The organism is Chryseobacterium sp. S90 (assembly GCF_047444895.1).
Lineage (GTDB): Bacteria > Bacteroidota > Bacteroidia > Flavobacteriales > Weeksellaceae > Chryseobacterium.
The window spans coordinates 585,027-604,827 of record NZ_JBLGCX010000001.1 but is presented as its reverse complement, the minus strand read 5'-3'; the positions used below and the strand labels follow the sequence as shown (position 1 = coordinate 604,827).

Here is a 19,801-nt window from a genome sequence, read left to right as displayed (position 1 = left end):
GAGATATCAATGGGTTATGCTTTACGGGTAACAGATAAGAAGATTTTCTTTGTACTGTTTATTTCCATACACCACCATTTGAACTCATACCACCTGTAGGTATTGGCATCTATCTGTACCTGTAGGTTTGTAGTTTCAACTTCAGCAGAAGTTGTACTCCAAAATACAATGTTATTGTTATCTACTTGTACATAGTTACCGGCTGTTACCGTATTGTTGAGCGAAGTCTTGTTCTCATTGACCTGTGTAGCAAACGTCTGATAACTGATGAGTTGTGAAGCTCCTGAAACATTATAGATTCTGGGGTCATAATAGTTTCCATCAACCCCTTGCAGGTTGATTTGTAAACCATCAAGAACAGGGAGTGCGGGTAAGCTGTTGGCAGTAACATAGGTCGCTAGATTGAACGTGTTTGCAATGGCAGTGGCTCTTGGGATGGAATAGACCTGTGAAATGGTCTCACCTACATTGATCGAACCTGATGGTGATGTGCCACCTCCTGTAGACGGTAATCCTGTCACATACCCTAAAACACCGTTGGCATCTGCCACTACAGTTCGCGTTGCTGTAAAGGTTTGGTTTTGGCTTGTGGAGGCCGTTCCACTAGGAGTAGTACTGATGGCGTTTGAACTTCCATTCAAGGGAAGTGCTCGAAGTCTGGTCGTTCCATTGTTATCCAATTTTTCGGTTGGTAGATTGGTACTGATACCAATATTTCCTTCTCCGGTAATGCGCATTTTTTCAGTCCCGGATGCATTGCTTCCTGCACTTGTGGCAAAGGTAATGGGAGCCGATTTTGTAGTGGCATTAGTTGAAAGATGTAAGGCTGTGGCATCATTATCTGCAATGATTTGTCCTGGTTGTTCAGGATAAATTTGGAAAATCAATCTTGAGGTTACAGAATTGCCGTCATTATCAGCAGCTGTAAATGTTGCATTGGCATGTTTTGTTGCCGAAGTGGAAAGTCCTGTCTGAAGCAACCCGCCATTTTGATTGAAGGCCGTAGATTGGTTTGTTCCCAAAATGGTCAGATTGTTTCCTCCTAATGTTACTGTACGGGGATTGGTAAGTGTACCATTGGCGTTGTAGATATTGACATTGTTGCCTTCCGTATGCACCCATTGGGCTCCATTGAAATAATAATATCCGGTTGAATTTACATTTACGGTTTGTCCTGCAGGTGCAGTATCTGCAGCGGTAACATACACCAAGGCTCCTGTTTGATCAGTGGTATAGGCTTTGGCTCGTAGCTGTGCACCTGTGAGTCTCGGAGCAATGATGCCATCCATTACTGTCGTATCAGTAGCCTTTGCCACAATATCCAATGTAGCCTTTGGGGATTCTGTATTAATGCCTACCTGGCTATAAGCGGTTATGCTTATAAAGAATGATGCCAATAAAAGTGTATTTTTTTTCATTTTTTATAGATTTAAGGTTTCCAAAAGCTCCAGACTGTACCATTGTAGACAGCTATCTGCTTCTTTACGGTGTCATATGCCATCATTCCCGGAGCAGGGTTGATGATGTTAAGATGTGGGCTTACCATTTTCGGTAATATCATTGCCTTGGTGGTATCAGATAAAACCAGAACCCCTGGTGTGGTGTCTGTGGCAGCTGCGGATCCGATGACGGTTTTTGCAGTCGTGGATTCAGTCTTGCTGGTCTGGATTGCAATGTTGGCTGTTCCTGTGTTGTCAACACTTAAATCGGTCCATGTGCCGGAATCTTTCAGGTATTTTACTTTGTAATCGGTAGTATCGTAAATGAGGGTACCGTTGTCCGTAATTCCTGTCTTCGTTTCTACATAGGGAAGTATCAATCCCCGATTTTCTGTATCTGCAAATTCCAAGGAAACCGAAGCATTTGTTACTGCCGGTTTTCCTATGGCAACCTGAGACTTTACAGTGCCCGTTACAGCAAGTAGAATTGCGATGGGCAAAAGTTGTTTTTTCATGATTTTTAAATAGGTTTTAAATGAATGGAATGTTTTATTTCCTGATATCGCCTTTTCCAAAAGAGAATGGTTCATTGCCTTATGGATTTACAGTCAACATCAATCCATTGCAGCTCTGTTTTCCTTTTGTTATGTTCACAGAGGTGGCTCCGGAAATGATGAGATTATAGCTGTTTTTATGTAATGATTTGAAGCCCTTTATTAGGTTTTGCTCATACATGATGATACCTGTTCGCTTCGGCTGAACCCGGCGAATATGTGCGAATCATGTTGAACTTTTTGTTAAGTAAAAGGATAGTGGGGACTATCTGATGAATTGAATTAAACCGTAGCTTTTTGGGTAAAGGGTGGTGGGCGATTGAAATTTCGAAGGAGACATGGATTTGAAAACCATTGATCTGTGTGAGGTTTTTTCAGAAAAATGTCCAGCGGATAGCCCAGTGCAAATCCTTTGTTTTTAGATTCAAGCAAAAGGGATTTCATTGTATGCTGATTGGGTCTGATAATTTGCTTATCAGTGTCGGAAGCAGCCAGTAAGGATTTTTCCGAAGTAGTATTCCTGATGAAGATGGATATGCTTGTATTACTGTTCTCAACAGTTTGGGACAGTTTCTGCTCTTTTTTATGTTTTCTTTTGTTGGATAGGGTAGAATTCTTTTTTTTGACCTTCTTCTTTACTTTTGCGGAATGGTGGACATGTACTTTTTCTATTCCCGAAATCAAGGTTCCATCTGCTATGAATAGGGTAGAGACGTCTGATGAAGGTACATCACTATGCTTGCAAACAGCCTGTATCATCTGAAAGTTAACCAACAACAAGACCAACAAGAAAAACCTTCTCCCTTCACTGGAACATAGGGAGAAGAGTTTGTTCATCATGTTATTTTCAGAATCGGTTGTCATTTTGGTGCAATATTATGATTACCATAAAGCCTGCACAAGTCCAATACAGGAATAATTCGGAAAGTTTCATGTCTTGTTTAATCGATTTTACAAATATGTATATCTGTAAATCAGTTATTTATGTTATAGAGACGTATTAATGTAGAATTAAAATAATCTCAAGTAGGTATTTGTATATTTAGGATGTATATTTCATTAAATTTGCACAGATGATAATGATAAATGGTATTTATAATATGGAGAAATTAATATGATTACTCATAAAGTGGCAAAATTGAATCAATGATTTTTATAATCTCTTTAAGAAAAATAAATATGTATAATAATTGATTGACTAATGGCACTTTAGTTCCTTCAATGAATATGTAGAAAGCTCTTCTTCAATAAATCTCTATAACGAATATATTCCAGAATTTAATCCTTATTTCCTAATGAAAAAAATCTATCTATTTTTTATTTTTTTTCTCTTTTATACCACATTTGCCCAAAATGAAAAATCATCAAAAGCAGAAACTTCCCAAATAGAGAGCATTGATGCTGAAATTAAGAAGTATAAAGCTTTTGCAGCATCAGATCCTGTAACAGCTGAAAAAAAATTACTACAGTTAAAAGAAAAGTGTGAAGAAATACATTATATAAATGGGGCTATGACCAGTTCGATGGGGCTTGTTTTGCTTTATTATAATGAAGGCAATTATAAAAAAACCATTGAAGAAAGTCATTTTGTTGAAAAGTATGCTAAAGAATTGCAAGCCTTTGATTATGTTTCTGATATCTACAGGATGAGGTCAAATGCTTACGGCGAAATGGGTCTCTTGGATGAATGTCTGAAGGAGTTGGAAAAATCCTTGATTGATATTGACAAAATCAAATCTCCAAACCGTCGGATTTACAGAAGATCCTTAATCTATGAATCCTATGCAGGAGTCTATGAAAAGAAAGGAGATATAAAAAAGCAAATCATTTATAGGCACAAGAGCATTGCGGCCTCATTCCAGATTCCAGGAACTGAGCCTGAAACGATAAATGCAAAATATCAGAATTTGGCTTATCAATATGCAGGACTGGGTCTGATTTATAGTAATTTAAAAGTTAGAGATTCTGCTGGTTATTATTTTAAGAAAGCCTTTGAGATTCAGGAAAGTGGAAAATATAATATTTATGTAAATGGAAGGGCAACCTTGCTGAGCGATATGGCAAAATTTTATAGTGACAATGGTGAATACCATAAAGCCATCTTATTTGCCAAAAAAGCAGAAGGATTTGAAAAACAAGTTTCTATGCCTTATATCAGGAAAGATATTTACCATACCCTATTTAACTCGTATGTGGAAACCAATAAGCAAGATTCGTCAAAATATTATTCAAAGCTATATATATCTTTGAGTGATAGTTTGTTGAAGTCTGAAAAAGAGGGTTTGATAACACCTGTAAAGCAAATCATATCAGATAAAGAGCATGAAAATCAAGACAATATTAGAAATATACTGATTATATCTGCATTGGTCTTAAGTCTTACAATCTTAATTGGTTGGTTGTATTGGCAAAGGAAAAATAAACTTGTTCATGGAAAATATGAAGATTTGATTGCTAAGATAAATGCAAAACAAAGAGAACAGGAATTGGAGTTACAGAATAATGTTGGAGATAATGTACCGAAATCATCCGTTGTCATTACTGATGAAACAATAAAAGCGCTGCTCATTAAACTTGAAAAATTCGAGAACGCAGAGAAGTATCTGCGTAAGGATTTGAGCCTTACCTGGATGGCTAATAGTCTTAATACCAATACAAAATACCTTTCGGAGGTCATCAAGGTTTATAGAAATCATAACTTTACGAGCTATATCAATGAGCTGCGCATCAACTACATCATCAAGAAACTTTATAACAATCCAATCTATAGGGAATATAAGATAACCTATCTGGCAGAGGAATGTGGTTACGCCACGCCTAGGGTATTCGTGAATGCCTTCAAGAAGGAGACTGGGTTTACGCCATCCTATTTTGTGGAGCAATTGAAAATTTCTACTTCATCTTCAATTCTTATAACTAAACTATAGTGGATAGTGGGTGCTTTCAGTGTTTTCATATTTCTTTTTTTTGAATATCAGGATCCTGAAAGGCACAACCTCAATATAAAATATCATCTTATGGTTAAACAATTACTTTTGCGAATATCCCAGTTTATTTGGGGGAATAGTAATCAGTTTTTTCAAAGACTATACACGACATTTATCTTTTTGTTGTTCTTCTTTGCTTTTTGCATCATAAATGGTGCAGCTATTTCATGTCCTGGAAATAAAAATATAGACCAATTAATAAATCAGGCGACCTCTCTTAATGACAAAGGAAAAACTAAAGAAGCTTTAGAACTGTTTCAAAAAGCAAATGATCTTGCTAAGACTATTGGATGTGAAAAAGCAGAACTAGATGCAATAAAAAATATAATGTTGATCTATTCTCAGGACTATGATTATAAAAAGGCTTTGGAAATATCAAACAGAGTCATAGACTTGGCAGTCAGTCAGAAAGATTATAAAGCATTATCTGTTATATACAATAAAAGAGCAATACTACATGAAAATCTGGGCTTATATGATGTGAGCTTAAAGGAATATGAAACCGCTCTGAAATATGCAAAAGCAATTTCTGAGATAAATCAGAGGCATTATCAGACTTCTTTGGTGTATTATAACATGGCGCCTTACTATCAGGGACGATCGAATGAAAAGGTTTTGTACTCTTTGGAAAAAAGCAGAGAAGAAATTTTAAAAGTAAGCGATAAAAGTACAGATGTTCCTTTAGAGCAAAAAATTGATATGCTGATATCTGTAAATATGAATCTGGGAATTCATTACAGGGACTCTAAAAATAGAGAGCGGAATGTGAAATTATCAGAGTTCTATTTTAAGGAAGCTTTGAAACAACTTGCTGTCATTAAAGGAAAAATAAATCCTGAAACTAAGATAGATTTATATCAGGCACTTCAGGAGTTTTATCAAATGAAAAAAGATTACAGAAAAGCAATAGAATACGGAGAAAATATGCTGGCTTTGGAGAAGTCTAATAGCATGCCCTATAACCGGAGAGTAGGATATATGGTACTGGCAAAATCTTATCTCGGGATAGGAGACAGCCCAACTTCTCAAAAATATCTTGATCTTTTTTCAAAATTGAATGACAGTATAACTTCCATAGAAAAGGAAGCCGTAGAAGTTCCTGTCAAAAAGATCATTTCAGAAACTAAAATTAACGGAGAGAAAAAGATAAATAAAATTGTTGTTATTTCTATTGTTGTCCTTAGTCTTATAACCGGAACAATGCTGATCTATCGGAGAAGAAGCAATAAGATTATTCATAAAAAATATAAAGATCTGATTGAGAAAATAAGTAAGGAAAACGAAGAAAATAAAATACAACCAATAGTAGAGAGAAATATTGGGGTAAAATCTTCTATTACTATTACAGATGAAACGATAAAAAGCTTACTTCTTAAACTTGAAAAATTTGAAGCCTCAGAGAAGTATCTTCGGAAGGATTTGAGTCTTACCTGGATGGCCAATAGTCTTGCGACCAATCCAAAATATCTTTCGGAGGTCATCAAAATTTACAAAAATCATAATTTCACCAGCTATATCAATGAACTTCGTATCAATTATATAATTAAGAAGCTTTACGAACTTCCGGTTTACAGAGAATATAAGATTACTTATCTTGCAGAGGAATGCGGGTATGTTACACCGAGAGTTTTTGTCAATGCTTTTAAACAGCATATGGGTTTTACACCTTCTTATTTTGTAGAACAATTGAAATCGTCTGTATAACGCTGAACCTATTTACGTTTAATTTTGACTACATTAATTCTTTGAGAATTAACGATATAAAAAATATGCTCAAATTTTCCAAAATTTGAGCATATTATCGTTTGTGACCTTTACGAGTACTCTCAAGCACCTTTATTGATGATTTGGTTCACCTGAGTCAAATTAAGCAAAAGTTATAAAGCTCATTTTTGTAAGTATTTTTTATTATTAGATTAATGCAATTATATATCTAAATCTTGTATGCTTCAACCCAATTTTAGAATTTTTGACGAGCATAAAAATCATATCGTTATATCAGGCTTGTATTCGATATTTTTGCCTTGATCAGATCTTTATTCTTAACTCTGATAAGCTGATGGCGGCACCATTTTTTTTCGAATACTTCAATAACCAATATCTGGTCTTTAAGCAGTGACTTTAATATGAAATGTAGCCCCATCAGGGATCGAACCTGAATCTAAAGTTTAGGAAACTTTTATTCTATCCATTGAACTATGAGGCCTGTTTTAAATGAAGCTTTGTCGTATATTCTTTAAATTTTTTTAACACAAAGACAAAATTCAATACATTGTTAATAAAGAAGCTAAGAAAGCGACAATGTCGCTGATGAAGCTATGCATTGGCTTATAAAGAATCAACAAAGTTGATTACATTTAGAATATAAATTTATATATTAAACTTTTGCGTAAAAAGTAAGCAATACAAAATACTTTTTTCAGATTTTGACTGCGTCAAATACTATTCAGAAAGTTTTATTTACAAAGGGTATATGGGTAAAAGAATCTGCCCTTTAGGGGCAGATCCAATAGATAAATACATCTCATTTTTTTAATTAGACAACAATAAAAAGCACAGCCGACAATGCTGTGCTTAAATTTTTATTTCAAATTTAATTGCAATTTCAATAGTAGTAAGAAAAGCAAATAAAGTTTCCACTTCGATGTTTATTACATAGTAAATGTAGTAATTATTTTAATACGAAATATGAATTTAATGTTAAAATTCACAAGTTATCCACAATTTGTTGTGGATAACTTGTGAGGTTCTTTGAAATTAGTTCTCAGAAAGGTATTGTAAAACAAAATCAGTTAAGATTTTTTTCTCTTCATCATTGCCTTTATTGTCCATGTGACTATGATTGATGGAAGTTGTTTGTACTGCCATAGAATACTTTTTTTGTTCTTCCTCATTGGGAAGCACACCTTCATCAGCCGGATAATCGTTAGAACGTAAAGTATAAATTTTAGGAACTGAAGTTCTCGGCAGGAACATTCTCCGGTTGTCCATTGTAATCAGTTTATATACCAGATCAGGATGCTGATTGCCGAATAACGCTGCCATATCACCACCGTTGGAATGGCCTATTAATGTCAGATGTTGGTAATCCAGTTTCGGTTTTGTTTTTTTCAGTTCATTAAGTACAAACAGAATATTATCCGAACCATTTTGCCAGAAAGGTCTTCTTACAAGCTGCAAATTTCCTTCTGTTGGCAGTGCTTTGTCTGTAGTTAGTTCATGTTGAATGCTTACTGTAAAATAGCCTTTTGAAGCCAGCTTTTCCGTTAAATAAGAATATACAAAGTAATCTCCGCCTTTATTGAAACCATAGCCATGATTGAAAATAATAACCTGTTGGTTGGGAATCTTTTTATCAGTTTTTGGATAATAATAAGCAACAGGAATCTTGCGGTTTCTGCTTTGATCAAAAAACGTTAAAGTATCCAGTTTTACTTCATAATCATTACTTTCAGCATGTTTATTTTGTACAGCACAGCTGGTTATAAAAAGAGGAATAGAAAAAAGGACAGCAAAGAAGTTCTTCATGGATGGTTTTTATTTGACAGAATAAAAGAATGATCTTAGTTCATCTGCAAATATATGAGGTAATTCCAGGGCGGCAAAATGACCGCCTTCATTCATCTTTTTAAAGCTGGTCACATTCACGAAACGTTCTGCCCATTCTTTCGGAAACTGAGCCTCACGGGGAAATACGAGCACTCCGGCCGGAACATTACTCTTTTGATGAACATACGTTCCGCTCCATAAGGCTGCTGCATCTTCTTTGTACATTCTCGCAGAAGATCCTATTGTTTGAGTTACCCAGTAAATCATAATATTGGTAAGCATTTCATCCCTTCCTCCAAACGCTGTTTCTATTAATTCCGGTGGCGCTCCGGCGTTGATAAAGCTGATAATCCAGCCTGCAAGCCCTACAGGAGAATCGTTCAGTCCGTAAGCAAGAGACTGAGGCTTTGTAGACTGTACCATTGCATACGCTCCTTCACTGTACCACCAGTGCTGAACAAACTGCGCGAACTGTTTTTCATCTTCACTCATTGTTGCCGGATCTTCCTGCCCGGTTGGATATCCAACATCTGTAAGATGCACCGCTTCCAGGACATCAGGATATTTTGAAATTAAGGCTTTTACGACTCCCATACCTATATCACCTCCGGCAGCACAGAATTTTTGATATCCAAGCACTTCAGTCATCAGCTTTTTCCAAAGATCAGCAACTCTTGCACTACTTACCGCTGTTTTATCAGAAAAACCAAACCCGGGAATAGAAGGGATAATCAGATCAAAACTCTGTTCGCCTTCGGTGAGCAAAGGAATAATTTTATGAAAACGGTAATAGCTGTCCGGCCAGCCATGGGTAAGGATTAAAGGTTTGGGATTGGAACCTTTTCCTCTGATGTATTGAAAGTGAATCAGAATTCCGTCTATGCGGGTTGTGTACTGGGGGTGTTGATTTAACTGCTGCTCATGCATTTTCCAGTTGTAATCATTTACCCAGTAGTTGGTAAGCTCTTTCAGATAAGTTTCATTGGTGCCGTAGTTCCAGCCAGAGCCTTCAGGTTCTTCGGGCCATCGGGTATTTTGGATACGGTTTTGCAGGTCGGCTATCACCGATTCAGGAATGTTAACAGTAAATGGTTCCATATTAATAGATTATATTGGTGTAAAGTGATTATTTTGAAAGCTACTGATAATAAGATTGTTATCAAAGTTATAAACTTTCTCTTTTAATAAGTGTTGTCAAAATCATAAATTTTTTGATTTTTTAATGATGAAAAAATGTAACTTTAATTCATTAAAATCTCGTAATACATATTACTATTATTCAGGTGTATTTTTAGCCTGAAAATCTTAGGTTCAATTTTCTGAACCCAATACATTTATTATATCATATCTAAAAAGCAAAGGCAATACGTCATTTGTAGTATCAACAGTCATCAGCGGTTAATTTGCTGTTGATTATTGATGTTTAATATTAAAAAAAATCATTATGAATACCTATAAAATTGCAGTAATCGGAGGAACAGGAAAATCCGGTCAATATCTGGTTCAAAACCTTTTGAAAAAAGGATATTCCCTTAAACTTTTGTTAAGACATCCTGAAAATTTTACCATTCAAAATTCCTTAATTGAAGTGGTAAAGGGAGATGTAAGAGATGAAGCAGCTGTCCGTTCATTAATTGAAGGGACTGATATTGTAATGAGCACTCTGGGGCAGCCCAAAGGAGAGAAATCTATTTTCAGTGATGCTGCGAAAAATATCATCAGGGCGATGCATCATCATGGGATCAATCGTTATATGATAACCACAGGTTTGAGTGTGAATACAATATCCGATCAAAAAAATGAAAGAGTAAAAATGGCTACCGACTGGATGTATCAGAACTATCCTGAAACAACAGCTGATAAGCAAAAAGAGTATGAACTTCTTATGGAAAGCAGTCTGGACTGGACGTTGGTAAGATTACCATTGATTCATCTTACTGATGAAAGTTTTAAAACCGAAACAAGTCTTACAGATTGTAAAGGAGAAAGCATCAGTGCCACAGATCTGGCTGAGTTTTTGGCTTCTCAGATTGAAAATTCTGAGTATATCAGGAAAAGTCCGTTTTTGTATAATCTGAAAGAGTAACTATTTTATTAATAAACAGAAGCAGTCGTCTCAGAAATGTCATTCTGAACGAAATGAAATGTAGTGAAGAATCTCATATATTGGTTATTAATGAGATTCTTCCTTCGTCAGAAATCGAAGATTCGACGTAGTCAATGACAAAGTTCAAACTATTTGAATTCTGAGACAGCTGTTTCTGTTTTAATATTTTTTATTTTTTACGGCCATACATCAGTATCCGCTTAAAGGCATAGATGGCAGGATATTTTGTAAACCTTTGTGCGATACGTGATTTAAATTCGGTAATGAAATCTTCTTTTTGATTTCCTTCCAGACGTTCCAGATAAGGTAATAACGCTGTTCCTGAAATAAACTCATATAAAGCCTCATGATCATCTGCAATAATAGGATAAACCTTCTGGAAAATTTCTATATCCTGAATTCCGTTATCAAAAAGAATCTGCGCATAATCATCCATTGAAAGCACCGGCGAATCACGGTTGAAATGATTTAGCTGTGATGCATAAGGCTCTTCATCTGCCATTTCCGTAAGGATTTGATTGAGGATATTTTCTTTCTGCACAGGCATCTGAATAGCCAACTGTCCTGCAGGTGCTAGCAGTCCAATGATTTTAGGGAATAAAGTTTCATGATCGTCTGCCCACTGCAGAGCCGCATTACTGAAAACAAGATCCCACTTTTGATCAGACTGTGCTGTTTCTTCAATGCTCTGAAGCTTAAAGTGTAAATTATCATTTTCAAACTTTTTCGATTTTTCAAGCATTTCTGCTGATGAATCAATTCCTAAAAATGTAGAACCTGTCAGTTTTTCGGCTAAAATGGAAGTTTGTTCGCCGGTACCACAGCCTAAGTCAATGGCTTTTATATTGTTTTCAGGTTTGATTAATGCTGCTAAATCGTAAAAGGGTTTGTAGCGTACATCTTTGTACTGATCGTATAATTCGGGATTCCAGGGCATAAAAATAATTTTGAAATGATATATAAAGGTAAAGAATCTATTTTAAAGCAGGTGTGAGAATACGGCCCGTTATTATTTAAATCAGCACAAAAAAAGCGACTGTTATTAAAACGGTCGCTTTTAATTTTATTGTTCAAGTTTTTCCTTGATGTATTTTGCGGTGTAAGACTTTTTATTTTTTGTCAGGTCTTCAGGAGTTCCTGCAAATACAACTTCGCCACCGTGTTTTCCTGCTTCCGGACCGATATCAATGATATAATCGGCACATTTGATGATATCCGGCTGGTGTTCAATAACAATCACGGAATGTCCTAGATCAATCAATGCCTGTAGTGATTTCAACAGCTTCTGAATATCATGGAAGTGCAGTCCTGTGGAAGGTTCATCAAAAATAAACAAGGTTTTGTCCGTTGTTACCCCTTTTACAAGGAATGAAGCCAGTTTTACACGCTGTGCCTCACCACCGGAAAGGGTAGAAGAGCTTTGGCCCAGTTGCAGATACCCTAAACCTACTTCCTGAAGAGGTCTCAGTTTTGTTACGATCTTCTCTTCATTATTATCTTTAAAGAATTCCAATGCTTCATTTACAGTCATGTGAAGGATATCCGAGATGTTTTTCTCATCAAATTTCACTTCAAGGATCTCGTTTTTGAATCGTGTTCCTTTACAAACCTCGCATTCAAGCTCGATGTCTGCCATGAACTGCATAGAAACGTTGATAACGCCTTCTCCTTTACATTCATCACATCTTCCGCCATCTACGTTGAAGGAGAAATGTTTAGGTTTGTAGCCCATCATTTTCGCTACTTTCTGCTTGGCAAAAAGATCACGGATATCGTCATACGCCTTCAAATAGGTTACCGGATTTGAACGGGATGATTTTCCAATAGGATTCTGGTCAATCAATTCAATATTTTTGATCAGTTTTTTCGGGAATTCTACGGAATCATAGTCTCCTTTTTTACCACCCATTCCAAGCTGGATCTGAATGTCATTCGTAAGGATTTCCTTCATCAACGTAGATTTTCCACTTCCTGAAACCCCGGAAATAACAACAAGGCTTTCCAGAGGAACATCTACATCTATATTTTTAAGGTTGTTCTGACGGGCTCCTTTAATGTGAATCCATTCCTTTCCCTTTCTTCGTTTCTTCGGAACTTCAATTTCCAGTCTTCCTGTAAGGTATTCGGAAGTAAGGGTGTTGGCTTTTTTCAGATCTTTATAATCTCCTGCAAATACCAGTTCACCGCCAAGGTAACCCGCTTCCGGACCAATGTCAATAATATAATCCGCGGCTCTCATTACATCTTCATCGTGTTCTACCACAATTACGGTATTTCCAAGGTCACGAAGATTTTTCAATACTTCAATCAGGTTTTCCGTGTCTTTGGAGTGAAGACCGATAGAAGGTTCATCCAGAATATAAATTGAACCCACCAAAGAACTTCCTAAGCTTGTTGCTAAGTTGATTCTCTGACTTTCTCCTCCTGAAAGTGTATTGGACGTTCTGTTTAATGTTAAATAGCCTAATCCCACCTTTAATAAAAATTCCAGACGGGTTGTAATTTCATAGATCAGTCTTTTGGCCACCTCTTTATCATGATCAGAAAGCTTTAGTCCATTGATTACCGGAGCCAGCTCATCCAAAGGAAGTTCTATCATCGACTGGATATTATGTCCGTCAACTTTTACCCAGCTTGTTTCTTCACGCAGTCTCAATCCTTCACACGTAGGACAAAGGGTTTTTCCTCTGTAGCGTGAAAGCATAACTCTGTACTGAATTTTATATAAGTTTTCTTCAAGCATTTTGAAGAAATTATTGATGGATGGGAAACTGCTTTTTCCGTCACCTTTCCAAAGGAAACTTTTCTGTTCTTTTGTTAATTGGTGATAAGGTTTGTGAATAGGGAAGTCACCTGCTTTTTTGATGAAGTCTTTTTTCCATTCACTCATGGTTTCACCTCTCCAGCTGACAACGGCGTCTTCGTAAATGGATAATGTTTTATTGGGAACTACAAGATCTTCGTCTATTCCGATTACTTTTCCGTATCCTTCACATGCAGGACATGCTCCGTATGGATTATTAAAGCTGAAAAAATGAACATTCGGTTCAAGAAATTCAATTCCGTCCAGTTCAAACTTATTGGAAAATTCCTTTACTTTTTCAGTATCTGTATTTTTTAATGAACAATAGCCGCGCCCTTCATAAAATGCCATCTGAATAGAATCCGCAAGTCTCTGCAAAAAGCTTTCGTCTTCTTCATAGGAGAAACGGTCAATGACAAGATTGATCGTCATTCCTTTTTCAGGAGCAAATCCAAAGCTTTCCAGATCCTCAATTCCTGCTAAGTTTCCGTTGATTTCCAGTCTTGTAAAACCTGCCAGTTTTAAAATATTCAGTGTTTCTTTAAAATTGTCAGCATCATATTCCAAAGGAGCTGTCAATAAGAAAGAAGTATCTTTTTTGGATGCTTTGATAAAATCTACCACATCAGAAACCGAGTCTTTTTTTACTTCTTCCCCTGAAACAGGAGAAAACGTTTTCCCGATTCTGGCAAAAAGAAGTTTCATATAATCGTAGATCTCTGTAGAGGTTCCTACTGTAGAGCGCGGATTGGAAGATATTACTTTCTGCTGGATCGCAATAGACGGCGCAAGTCCTTTAATATCATCTACTTTGGGTTTTTCTAATTTCCCCAAAAACTGACGTGCATAAGAACTTAAACTTTCAACATATCTTCTCTGTCCTTCAGCATAAATGGTATCAAAGGCCAGAGATGACTTACCGCTTCCTGAAACTCCTGTAATAACAATCAGTTTATTCTTCGGGATCAGGACATCTATATGTTTCAGATTGTTAAGATGTGCATTCTTAACGAAAATCTGTTTTTTTATGTCTATTTCTGTTGTATTAGCCATATTTTGTTTATTCATAAAAGTGACTGTACAGCATTAAGGCTGCCAGTATATAATGGTGTTTTGCCACAGAATATTCCAAGGCTGTCATCAATTGAATTTTTCCTCTATTCTTGAATCTGTCTGATCTTTTTAGCTTCATTTTTTAAAAGAATGCATTAAAAAAATACAGTTGAAACAGAATAGTTTCATCATAAAATTAAGACCCACAAAATTACGAATTTTTAGTGAAAATTTTATGCATATATTATTGTTAAAAATTATTATTAAAAATTATTATTATAAATGGTAAATCACACGACTTAAATTGGAAAATAATCATCGGAAAATGATAAAATGAAGCTGGTTTTGTGATTTATTCCTGTTTTACTGTTTATTCTACAGCATTCTGTATAGTTTTAGAAATTATGTTAATTTTTTTTATGAAACTATTGTTTTGTATTTCAAAATTATTTAAAATTGTACCCTTAAATATGTAATAAGAAATGAGAAAATTATTCAGAGATCTGGTTACACATTTAATGAAGAAAAGATAGAATTACTCCCTCACACAGATGCAGCATTACGCTGCATCTTTTTTTATGACAACTATCATTTGCCTGTCTTGGTGAACTCCCTTACTTTTGGGATCTGTTATAAAAAACTACGGAAACGATTATGATCAAAAAGATAGGAAGTGCTTTTTTTCTGGGATCTTTACTTTGGGTAAATGCACAGGAGAAGACAACAGATATTGAAAGCATTGAATTTCAGGGAAAATTTATCTCTACACCTTATAAAAGTGCCAACCAGAATATCAGCGTTATCAGCAGAGAAGATATTGTGAATTCTCCGGCTAAAAGTATAGACGAAATTCTTCAGCAGGTACCGGGAATGGATATCAGAAGGAGAGGAGCCAATGGGGTGCAGAGTGATATCGGTTTCAGGGGAAGTTCTTTTGAGCAGGTTCTTCTGCTTCTGAACGGAATCAGAATGAATGACTCCCAGACCGGACACAACAATATGAATATTCCGGTTGATCTGGATGAGGTAGAAAAGATTGAAATCATAAAAGGGCCTGCTGCCAGACGTTTCGGGCAGAATGCTTATGCGGGTGTTATTAATATTATTACCAAAGCTGTTCCGGGAAAAAAAGTGAAGATCAGTGCAGAAGGAGGAGATTTCAGTACGTATGGTCTTGGTTTCAATGCGCAGATAGGAAATGAAAAGTTTACCAATTCCCTTCAGGCCAATTCTGCTTCTTCGGAAGGATATATGTTTAATACTGATTATGAGATCAGAAATGTATTTTATCAGGGAAAACTGAATATCAAAAACGGGGATGTAAGAGTACAGGCTGGTTTTTCAGAAAAGAAATTCGGCGCCAATGGTTTTTATGCTTCCAGTGCTGCAACAAAACAGTATGAGGAAACACAGGCATCTATTGTAAGTGTAGCTCATCAGCAGACTTTTGGAAAGTTGAAACTTAATTCAAATGTATACTGGAGAAGAGGGCAGGATATGTACCTTTATAACAGATGGGATCCTGATTTTTACAGAAATATGCATATTGGAAATAATGTAGGCGGCGAGGTGAATTCCAGCTACCAATGGGGATTGGGTACAACCGGAATTGGAGTAGAGCTTAGAAAAGAATTTTTGGTGAGCAGTAATCTGGGTGATAGAAACCGTTTTGTATCTCAGGTTTTCTTTGAACATCATTTTTCATTACTGGATAAAAAGCTGAACATCAGTCCGGGAATTTCATGGGCCAACTATTCTAAAGAAGGAAATTTCTTTTATCCTGGCTTGGATGTCGGTTATAACTTTAATCCCAATAGTAAAATCTACGGAAATATTGCAAAAGTACACCGTATACCCACTTTTACCGAACTTTATTATGTAAGCGGAACAGAACAGGGAAATCCTAATTTACAGCCTGAAAATGCGCTTTCATCCGAGGTAGGATATCAATATCAGAATAACAGAATTTTAGCTAAAATAAGCGGGTTTCTAAGGAACTCCAGCAATTCTATTGACTGGGTTAAAAATGACCTGAGTGAAAAAGTATGGTTTGCAGAAAATGTAGGAGATATTAAAACCAAAGGAATAGAAGCAGAGTGGAGCCACAGGCCGGTAGACTGGCTGAAATACACGATTGGTTATACTTATATCGACAGTAAATATGAAGAGAAAATCGGATTGGTTTCAAGATATATTCTGGATAATCTGAAGCACCAGCTGGTTTCCAAATTAGAGGTGAAATTCCTGAAAAACTTTACCAACGAGCTTGTTTATCGTTATAATGAAAGAGTGAATCTTGGAACTTATAATCTTGTTGATGAAAAGCTGAGTTTTGCTAAAAAAGACTACTCAGTGTATGTTTTGATTAACAATATTACCAATACAAACTACACGGAAGCATTTGGAGTGGCAATGCCGCAAAGGTGGTTCCACATTGGGTTTTCTTATACAATTAATATTAAGTAGGTGTTAATTTAATATTAATGAAAGTTAATATTAACAAATTGTTAAAAAATATACATTTGCAAAAATTTTTTATGAAACGTCTTATAGGCCTAGGTTTACTACTTGGAATTTCTTTTTTTAAAGCACAGGAACATATTTCCAGCTTCAATGCAGTGACTCTGACCTATAAGTTTCATCCGAAATTTTTCCTTTACGCAGAAGGGCAGATGCGTGGTAATGAAGATTATACCTACCCTGATTATTACGAGATAAAAGGGGGAATAGGGTATAATCTTACCAAAAACCATAAGCCTTTCGTTGGGTTGGGAAGATATGTCAACTATAAAGAGCACAGTTTAAGCAGAGAAGAGTTCAGAGTATGGCTTCAGGATGTCATTGATATTAAAAAAGGCATCGTAAAGTTTGAAAACCGTTTTCGTGTTGAGAAAAGCTGGTTTTATGAGCCAAAAACAGATCTGACTTCCCAAAGAATGCGTTACAGATACCGTTTGAATGTAAGTGTTCCTTTAAATTCCAAAACAATTAAGAAAGGAACGGTCTTCGCTAATGCATATGACGAAATCTTCTTTGTAAGCCCGATGAAGCCTAGTTTTGCCAGAAACAGAGTGTATGGTGGGTTTGGTTATCAGATTGATGATTATTTTGGAATCGTGAGCGGATATCTTTGGCAGCGTGAATTTGAAGCGAAAGGGAACAAAAATTTACATTTCGTTTACCTTGCGTTAAATATCAACATTGATGGAACGGATCATCATACGAAGACTTACGATTTCCCTGGTGCGGATTAATTCTTATTTAAACCTGACTGAAAATTTAATAAATCCAGCTTAGAGTTAAGATAGTGATCGCTGAGTAATGCCCGGTATTTTTCAATCAGCAGGGATACAGCACTTACCTCATGTTCAAGATATTTGTCTTTGTTGAAGTAAATGTATTCGGAATCTACAAATTCCTGGAAAAGGTTTTTGTCTTCATTACTTAAGGCTTCCTTATAAGCTGAGTTTTCAAGAAGTTCTCTGGTTTTTTGTTTAAAAGGTTCTTCTGCTTTTAACAGCTTGGCTCTATGTTTACGGATTTCTTCAAAAGGTAAAGTGACCGCCATAAACTGCAGATATACCGTAAATTCATTAAGACTTTTCTGATAATCGTCAAATTCTCTGTCAATAACGGCCAGTTTCTTATACTTGGCAAGCAGGTCTTTTTTCAGATCCTCATCAGAAATATGGTAATAATGCTGAAAGATAGCTTTGTCATTTTCAAGAAGCTCTTCCTGTACCTTTTTCAGCTCATTTTCAAGACCAGGAATAAGTTTTCTGGCATCTTTTGCTTTGTATAGACTGCCATCAAATCTGAAAGTTTTTATTTCTTTCGGATAGGTCGCCAGATATTGCAGAGTCTGTATGTCACTCTCTATTCCGGATTTTTCGTAGACCAGAGATACTTTTTTGTCACTGAAAAGTTCTGATACATGATGAGGTGAGGAACCTGAAATTACAGCTTCAATATTTTCTACAATAGGATTATGCCTTTCGTAATATCCGTTAAAATCTGAACTGAAAGTTTTATAGGTACTATCGCCCAGATAGAGTTGTATAAAGCTTTCATCATCTATCACTTCTCCTACATTTTTTACATTGCGTAAAGTGAGGAATTTTGACGTCATGATTTCGCAGATAGTATCAAAGCCACTGATGATCTCTTTTGCAAACCTGTGGTCTGCAGCTGTATTCCTGGTTTCGTTTGTTTTAATCCGTTCAATTCTTTTTAAGATATCCGGATGTGAAGTCCATTGGTCTTCAATTTCTATTCTGGATTTATTATATCGGGTAAGATCTTCTGGATCTATTTTAGGAAGCCCGTTTACGTAGTGATGATTGTTTCTTTCGCATAAAATTTTCATTAAAGAAATCTGGTTCTTATAAAGATCTTTTGGAAGATATTTTTGCTGGCTTTCAACATAAAAATTAAAAGAATAATTAAAAGCCGCATCACTTAATTCCAGCCTTAACAGAGATGAAGTCTGCTCTTCAGGATTGGTAATAAAGGTTGAAATAGCATCTGCATGGTATTCCATTTCTCTTTGGAGAGAAGCATGGTTTTTGAAAAGAAAATTTGATATACTTTTAAGAACAGATTGAAATGCATTGATGAAACTGACCGATATCAGACCAAAAATTTTAAAAACAGCATTGCCTCCTGAAAATTCCAATATGAAATTTTCATACTCTTTATTATTGTAAACCGTTTCAAAGATTATTTTTTCAGCCTGATTCACATAGCCTCCCACTTTCATGCTTTTTTGAGAGAAATGTCCAAACTCATGGGCTAAAACGGATCTTAATTCTCCTACACTGGTTGAATTGATAAGTCCGACTCCAATCGTCAGGTTTTTCTTAACCGGCAAAAACATACTCCAGAAAATAGAATTGTAGCTTACGCTGGCATTCACATCGGGTGAAAGAAAAACTTTCTGCGGCGCTTTTACTTTGGTTTCAGCTACAATTTCATCAATAATGGCAAACAGCTCTGGCTGGTGGGATCTGTTGACTTCTATCAGATGACGGGTACTGTAATGTGTTTTTTTGAAAATAAATTTAACAAGAAATATAAATACAAAAACTCCAACACTTAGCAATCCTGCTGCACCAAAAACTGTAAAGTAATTGAGAGAAATACTTAACAGCTTTATTGCCCCATATCCTAATAAGAAGATCATTAGAAGTGAGGCGAGTATAAGTATCAGATAGATCAGGAAAAAAACTGAAATAGATACAATAGCAGAGACCAGCTTGGATTGATAAGCTGATGAAATTTTAGGTAGGTTATTAGTCATGTGTTTTTTT

The 19,801-nt window shown here is 35.9% G+C and carries 14 protein-coding genes and 1 tRNA gene; 5 read left to right on the top strand and 10 right to left on the bottom strand.

The window, feature by feature from the left end:
- Positions 1 to 14: 14 nt before the first annotated feature.
- The 3 genes from ACLMCG_RS02900 to ACLMCG_RS02890 form a co-directional block, all read right to left on the bottom strand.
- On the bottom strand, positions 15 to 1,418 hold the full coding sequence (locus ACLMCG_RS02900; RefSeq protein ID WP_413958719.1) for a hypothetical protein: 1,404 nt from the start codon (positions 1,416 to 1,418) through the stop codon (positions 15 to 17).
- An 11-nt stretch (positions 1,419 to 1,429) separates the two neighbouring features.
- Entirely contained in the window at positions 1,430 to 1,954 is a 525-nt protein-coding gene (locus ACLMCG_RS02895; RefSeq protein ID WP_413958718.1) for a hypothetical protein, read from the bottom strand.
- Between the two features lie 321 nt (positions 1,955 to 2,275).
- Positions 2,276 to 2,830, bottom strand: a complete 555-nt coding sequence (locus tag ACLMCG_RS02890) for a hypothetical protein (RefSeq protein ID WP_414136856.1) — start codon at positions 2,828 to 2,830, stop codon at positions 2,276 to 2,278.
- Positions 2,831 to 3,288: 458 nt separating this feature from the next.
- On the opposite strand from ACLMCG_RS02890, the gene ACLMCG_RS02885 reads away from it, so the two are divergent.
- The gene (locus ACLMCG_RS02885; RefSeq protein WP_413958716.1) at positions 3,289 to 4,920 is read left to right on the top strand and encodes a helix-turn-helix domain-containing protein; all 1,632 of its coding nucleotides are present in this window, start codon (positions 3,289 to 3,291) and stop codon (positions 4,918 to 4,920) included.
- A 90-nt stretch (positions 4,921 to 5,010) separates the two neighbouring features.
- Entirely contained in the window at positions 5,011 to 6,684 is a 1,674-nt protein-coding gene (locus ACLMCG_RS02880) for a helix-turn-helix domain-containing protein (protein WP_413958715.1), read from the top strand.
- 430 nt (positions 6,685 to 7,114) lie between these two features.
- On the opposite strand, the gene ACLMCG_RS02875 is transcribed toward ACLMCG_RS02880, so the two are convergent.
- The 3 genes from ACLMCG_RS02875 to ACLMCG_RS02865 all read right to left on the bottom strand — a co-directional run bounded on the left by ACLMCG_RS02875 (position 7,115) and on the right by ACLMCG_RS02865 (position 9,627).
- Positions 7,115 to 7,186, bottom strand: a tRNA-Arg gene (locus ACLMCG_RS02875).
- A gap of 551 nt (positions 7,187 to 7,737) precedes the next feature.
- The gene (locus ACLMCG_RS02870; RefSeq protein ID WP_413958714.1) at positions 7,738 to 8,508 is read right to left on the bottom strand and encodes an alpha/beta hydrolase; all 771 of its coding nucleotides are present in this window, start codon (positions 8,506 to 8,508) and stop codon (positions 7,738 to 7,740) included.
- A gap of 9 nt (positions 8,509 to 8,517) precedes the next feature.
- Complete coding sequence (locus ACLMCG_RS02865) at positions 8,518 to 9,627, bottom strand: epoxide hydrolase family protein (protein WP_413958713.1); 1,110 nt, start codon at positions 9,625 to 9,627, stop codon at positions 8,518 to 8,520.
- 346 nt (positions 9,628 to 9,973) lie between these two features.
- On the opposite strand from ACLMCG_RS02865, the gene ACLMCG_RS02860 reads away from it, so the two are divergent.
- Positions 9,974 to 10,615 carry an NAD(P)-dependent oxidoreductase gene (locus ACLMCG_RS02860; RefSeq protein ID WP_413958712.1) on the top strand — a complete coding sequence of 214 codons (642 nt, stop codon included), beginning with the start codon at positions 9,974 to 9,976 and terminating at the stop codon, positions 10,613 to 10,615.
- A gap of 190 nt (positions 10,616 to 10,805) precedes the next feature.
- Here the strand turns inward: ACLMCG_RS02860 and ACLMCG_RS02855 are convergent, their stop codons facing one another.
- From ACLMCG_RS02855 to ACLMCG_RS02845, 3 genes are all read right to left on the bottom strand, one after another.
- Positions 10,806 to 11,573, bottom strand: coding sequence for a methyltransferase domain-containing protein (locus ACLMCG_RS02855; protein ID WP_413958711.1), 768 nt, complete (start codon positions 11,571 to 11,573; stop codon positions 10,806 to 10,808).
- Positions 11,574 to 11,699: 126 nt separating this feature from the next.
- A complete protein-coding gene (gene uvrA, locus ACLMCG_RS02850) occupies positions 11,700 to 14,492 on the bottom strand; it encodes an excinuclease ABC subunit UvrA (protein WP_047384686.1) in 2,793 nt (930 codons plus the stop codon).
- Positions 14,493 to 14,499: 7 nt separating this feature from the next.
- Positions 14,500 to 14,631, bottom strand: a complete 132-nt coding sequence (locus ACLMCG_RS02845) for a hypothetical protein (protein WP_413958710.1) — start codon at positions 14,629 to 14,631, stop codon at positions 14,500 to 14,502.
- A 515-nt stretch (positions 14,632 to 15,146) separates the two neighbouring features.
- On the opposite strand from ACLMCG_RS02845, the gene ACLMCG_RS02840 reads away from it, so the two are divergent.
- Both ACLMCG_RS02840 and ACLMCG_RS02835 read left to right on the top strand, forming a co-directional pair.
- Positions 15,147 to 16,958, top strand: a complete 1,812-nt coding sequence (locus tag ACLMCG_RS02840; protein WP_413958709.1) for a TonB-dependent receptor plug domain-containing protein — start codon at positions 15,147 to 15,149, stop codon at positions 16,956 to 16,958.
- A 71-nt stretch (positions 16,959 to 17,029) separates the two neighbouring features.
- Positions 17,030 to 17,746, top strand: coding sequence for a DUF2490 domain-containing protein (locus tag ACLMCG_RS02835; RefSeq protein ID WP_047375163.1), 717 nt, complete (start codon positions 17,030 to 17,032; stop codon positions 17,744 to 17,746).
- Here the strand turns inward: ACLMCG_RS02835 and ACLMCG_RS02830 are convergent.
- Positions 17,743 to 19,791, bottom strand: a complete 2,049-nt coding sequence (locus tag ACLMCG_RS02830; RefSeq protein ID WP_413958708.1) for a M48 family metallopeptidase — start codon at positions 19,789 to 19,791, stop codon at positions 17,743 to 17,745. The genes ACLMCG_RS02835 and ACLMCG_RS02830 overlap by 4 nt on opposite strands.
- Between the last annotated feature and the right edge of the window lie 10 nt (positions 19,792 to 19,801).

Bases quoted from the DNA above. Each gene is read 5' to 3' on its own strand.
- ACLMCG_RS02890 (WP_414136856.1), bottom strand. From the start codon at position 2,830: ATGAACAAACTCTTCTCCCTATGTTCCAGTGAAGGGAGAAGGTTTTTC.
- ACLMCG_RS02835 (WP_047375163.1), top strand. From the start codon at position 17,030: ATGAAACGTCTTATAGGCCTAGGTTTACTACTTGGAATTTCTTTTTTT.
- uvrA (WP_047384686.1), bottom strand. From the start codon at position 14,492: ATGGCTAATACAACAGAAATAGACATAAAAAAACAGATTTTCGTTAAG.
- ACLMCG_RS02865 (WP_413958713.1), bottom strand. From the start codon at position 9,627: ATGGAACCATTTACTGTTAACATTCCTGAATCGGTGATAGCCGACCTG.
- ACLMCG_RS02855 (WP_413958711.1), bottom strand. From the start codon at position 11,573: ATGCCCTGGAATCCCGAATTATACGATCAGTACAAAGATGTACGCTAC.
- ACLMCG_RS02880 (WP_413958715.1), top strand. From the start codon at position 5,011: ATGGTTAAACAATTACTTTTGCGAATATCCCAGTTTATTTGGGGGAAT.
- ACLMCG_RS02885 (WP_413958716.1), top strand. From the start codon at position 3,289: ATGAAAAAAATCTATCTATTTTTTATTTTTTTTCTCTTTTATACCACA.
- ACLMCG_RS02900 (WP_413958719.1), bottom strand. From the start codon at position 1,418: ATGAAAAAAAATACACTTTTATTGGCATCATTCTTTATAAGCATAACC.
- ACLMCG_RS02895 (WP_413958718.1), bottom strand. From the start codon at position 1,954: ATGAAAAAACAACTTTTGCCCATCGCAATTCTACTTGCTGTAACGGGC.
- ACLMCG_RS02840 (WP_413958709.1), top strand. From the start codon at position 15,147: ATGATCAAAAAGATAGGAAGTGCTTTTTTTCTGGGATCTTTACTTTGG.
- ACLMCG_RS02860 (WP_413958712.1), top strand. From the start codon at position 9,974: ATGAATACCTATAAAATTGCAGTAATCGGAGGAACAGGAAAATCCGGT.
- ACLMCG_RS02830 (WP_413958708.1), bottom strand. From the start codon at position 19,791: ATGACTAATAACCTACCTAAAATTTCATCAGCTTATCAATCCAAGCTG.
- ACLMCG_RS02870 (WP_413958714.1), bottom strand. From the start codon at position 8,508: ATGAAGAACTTCTTTGCTGTCCTTTTTTCTATTCCTCTTTTTATAACC.
- ACLMCG_RS02845 (WP_413958710.1), bottom strand. From the start codon at position 14,631: ATGAAGCTAAAAAGATCAGACAGATTCAAGAATAGAGGAAAAATTCAA.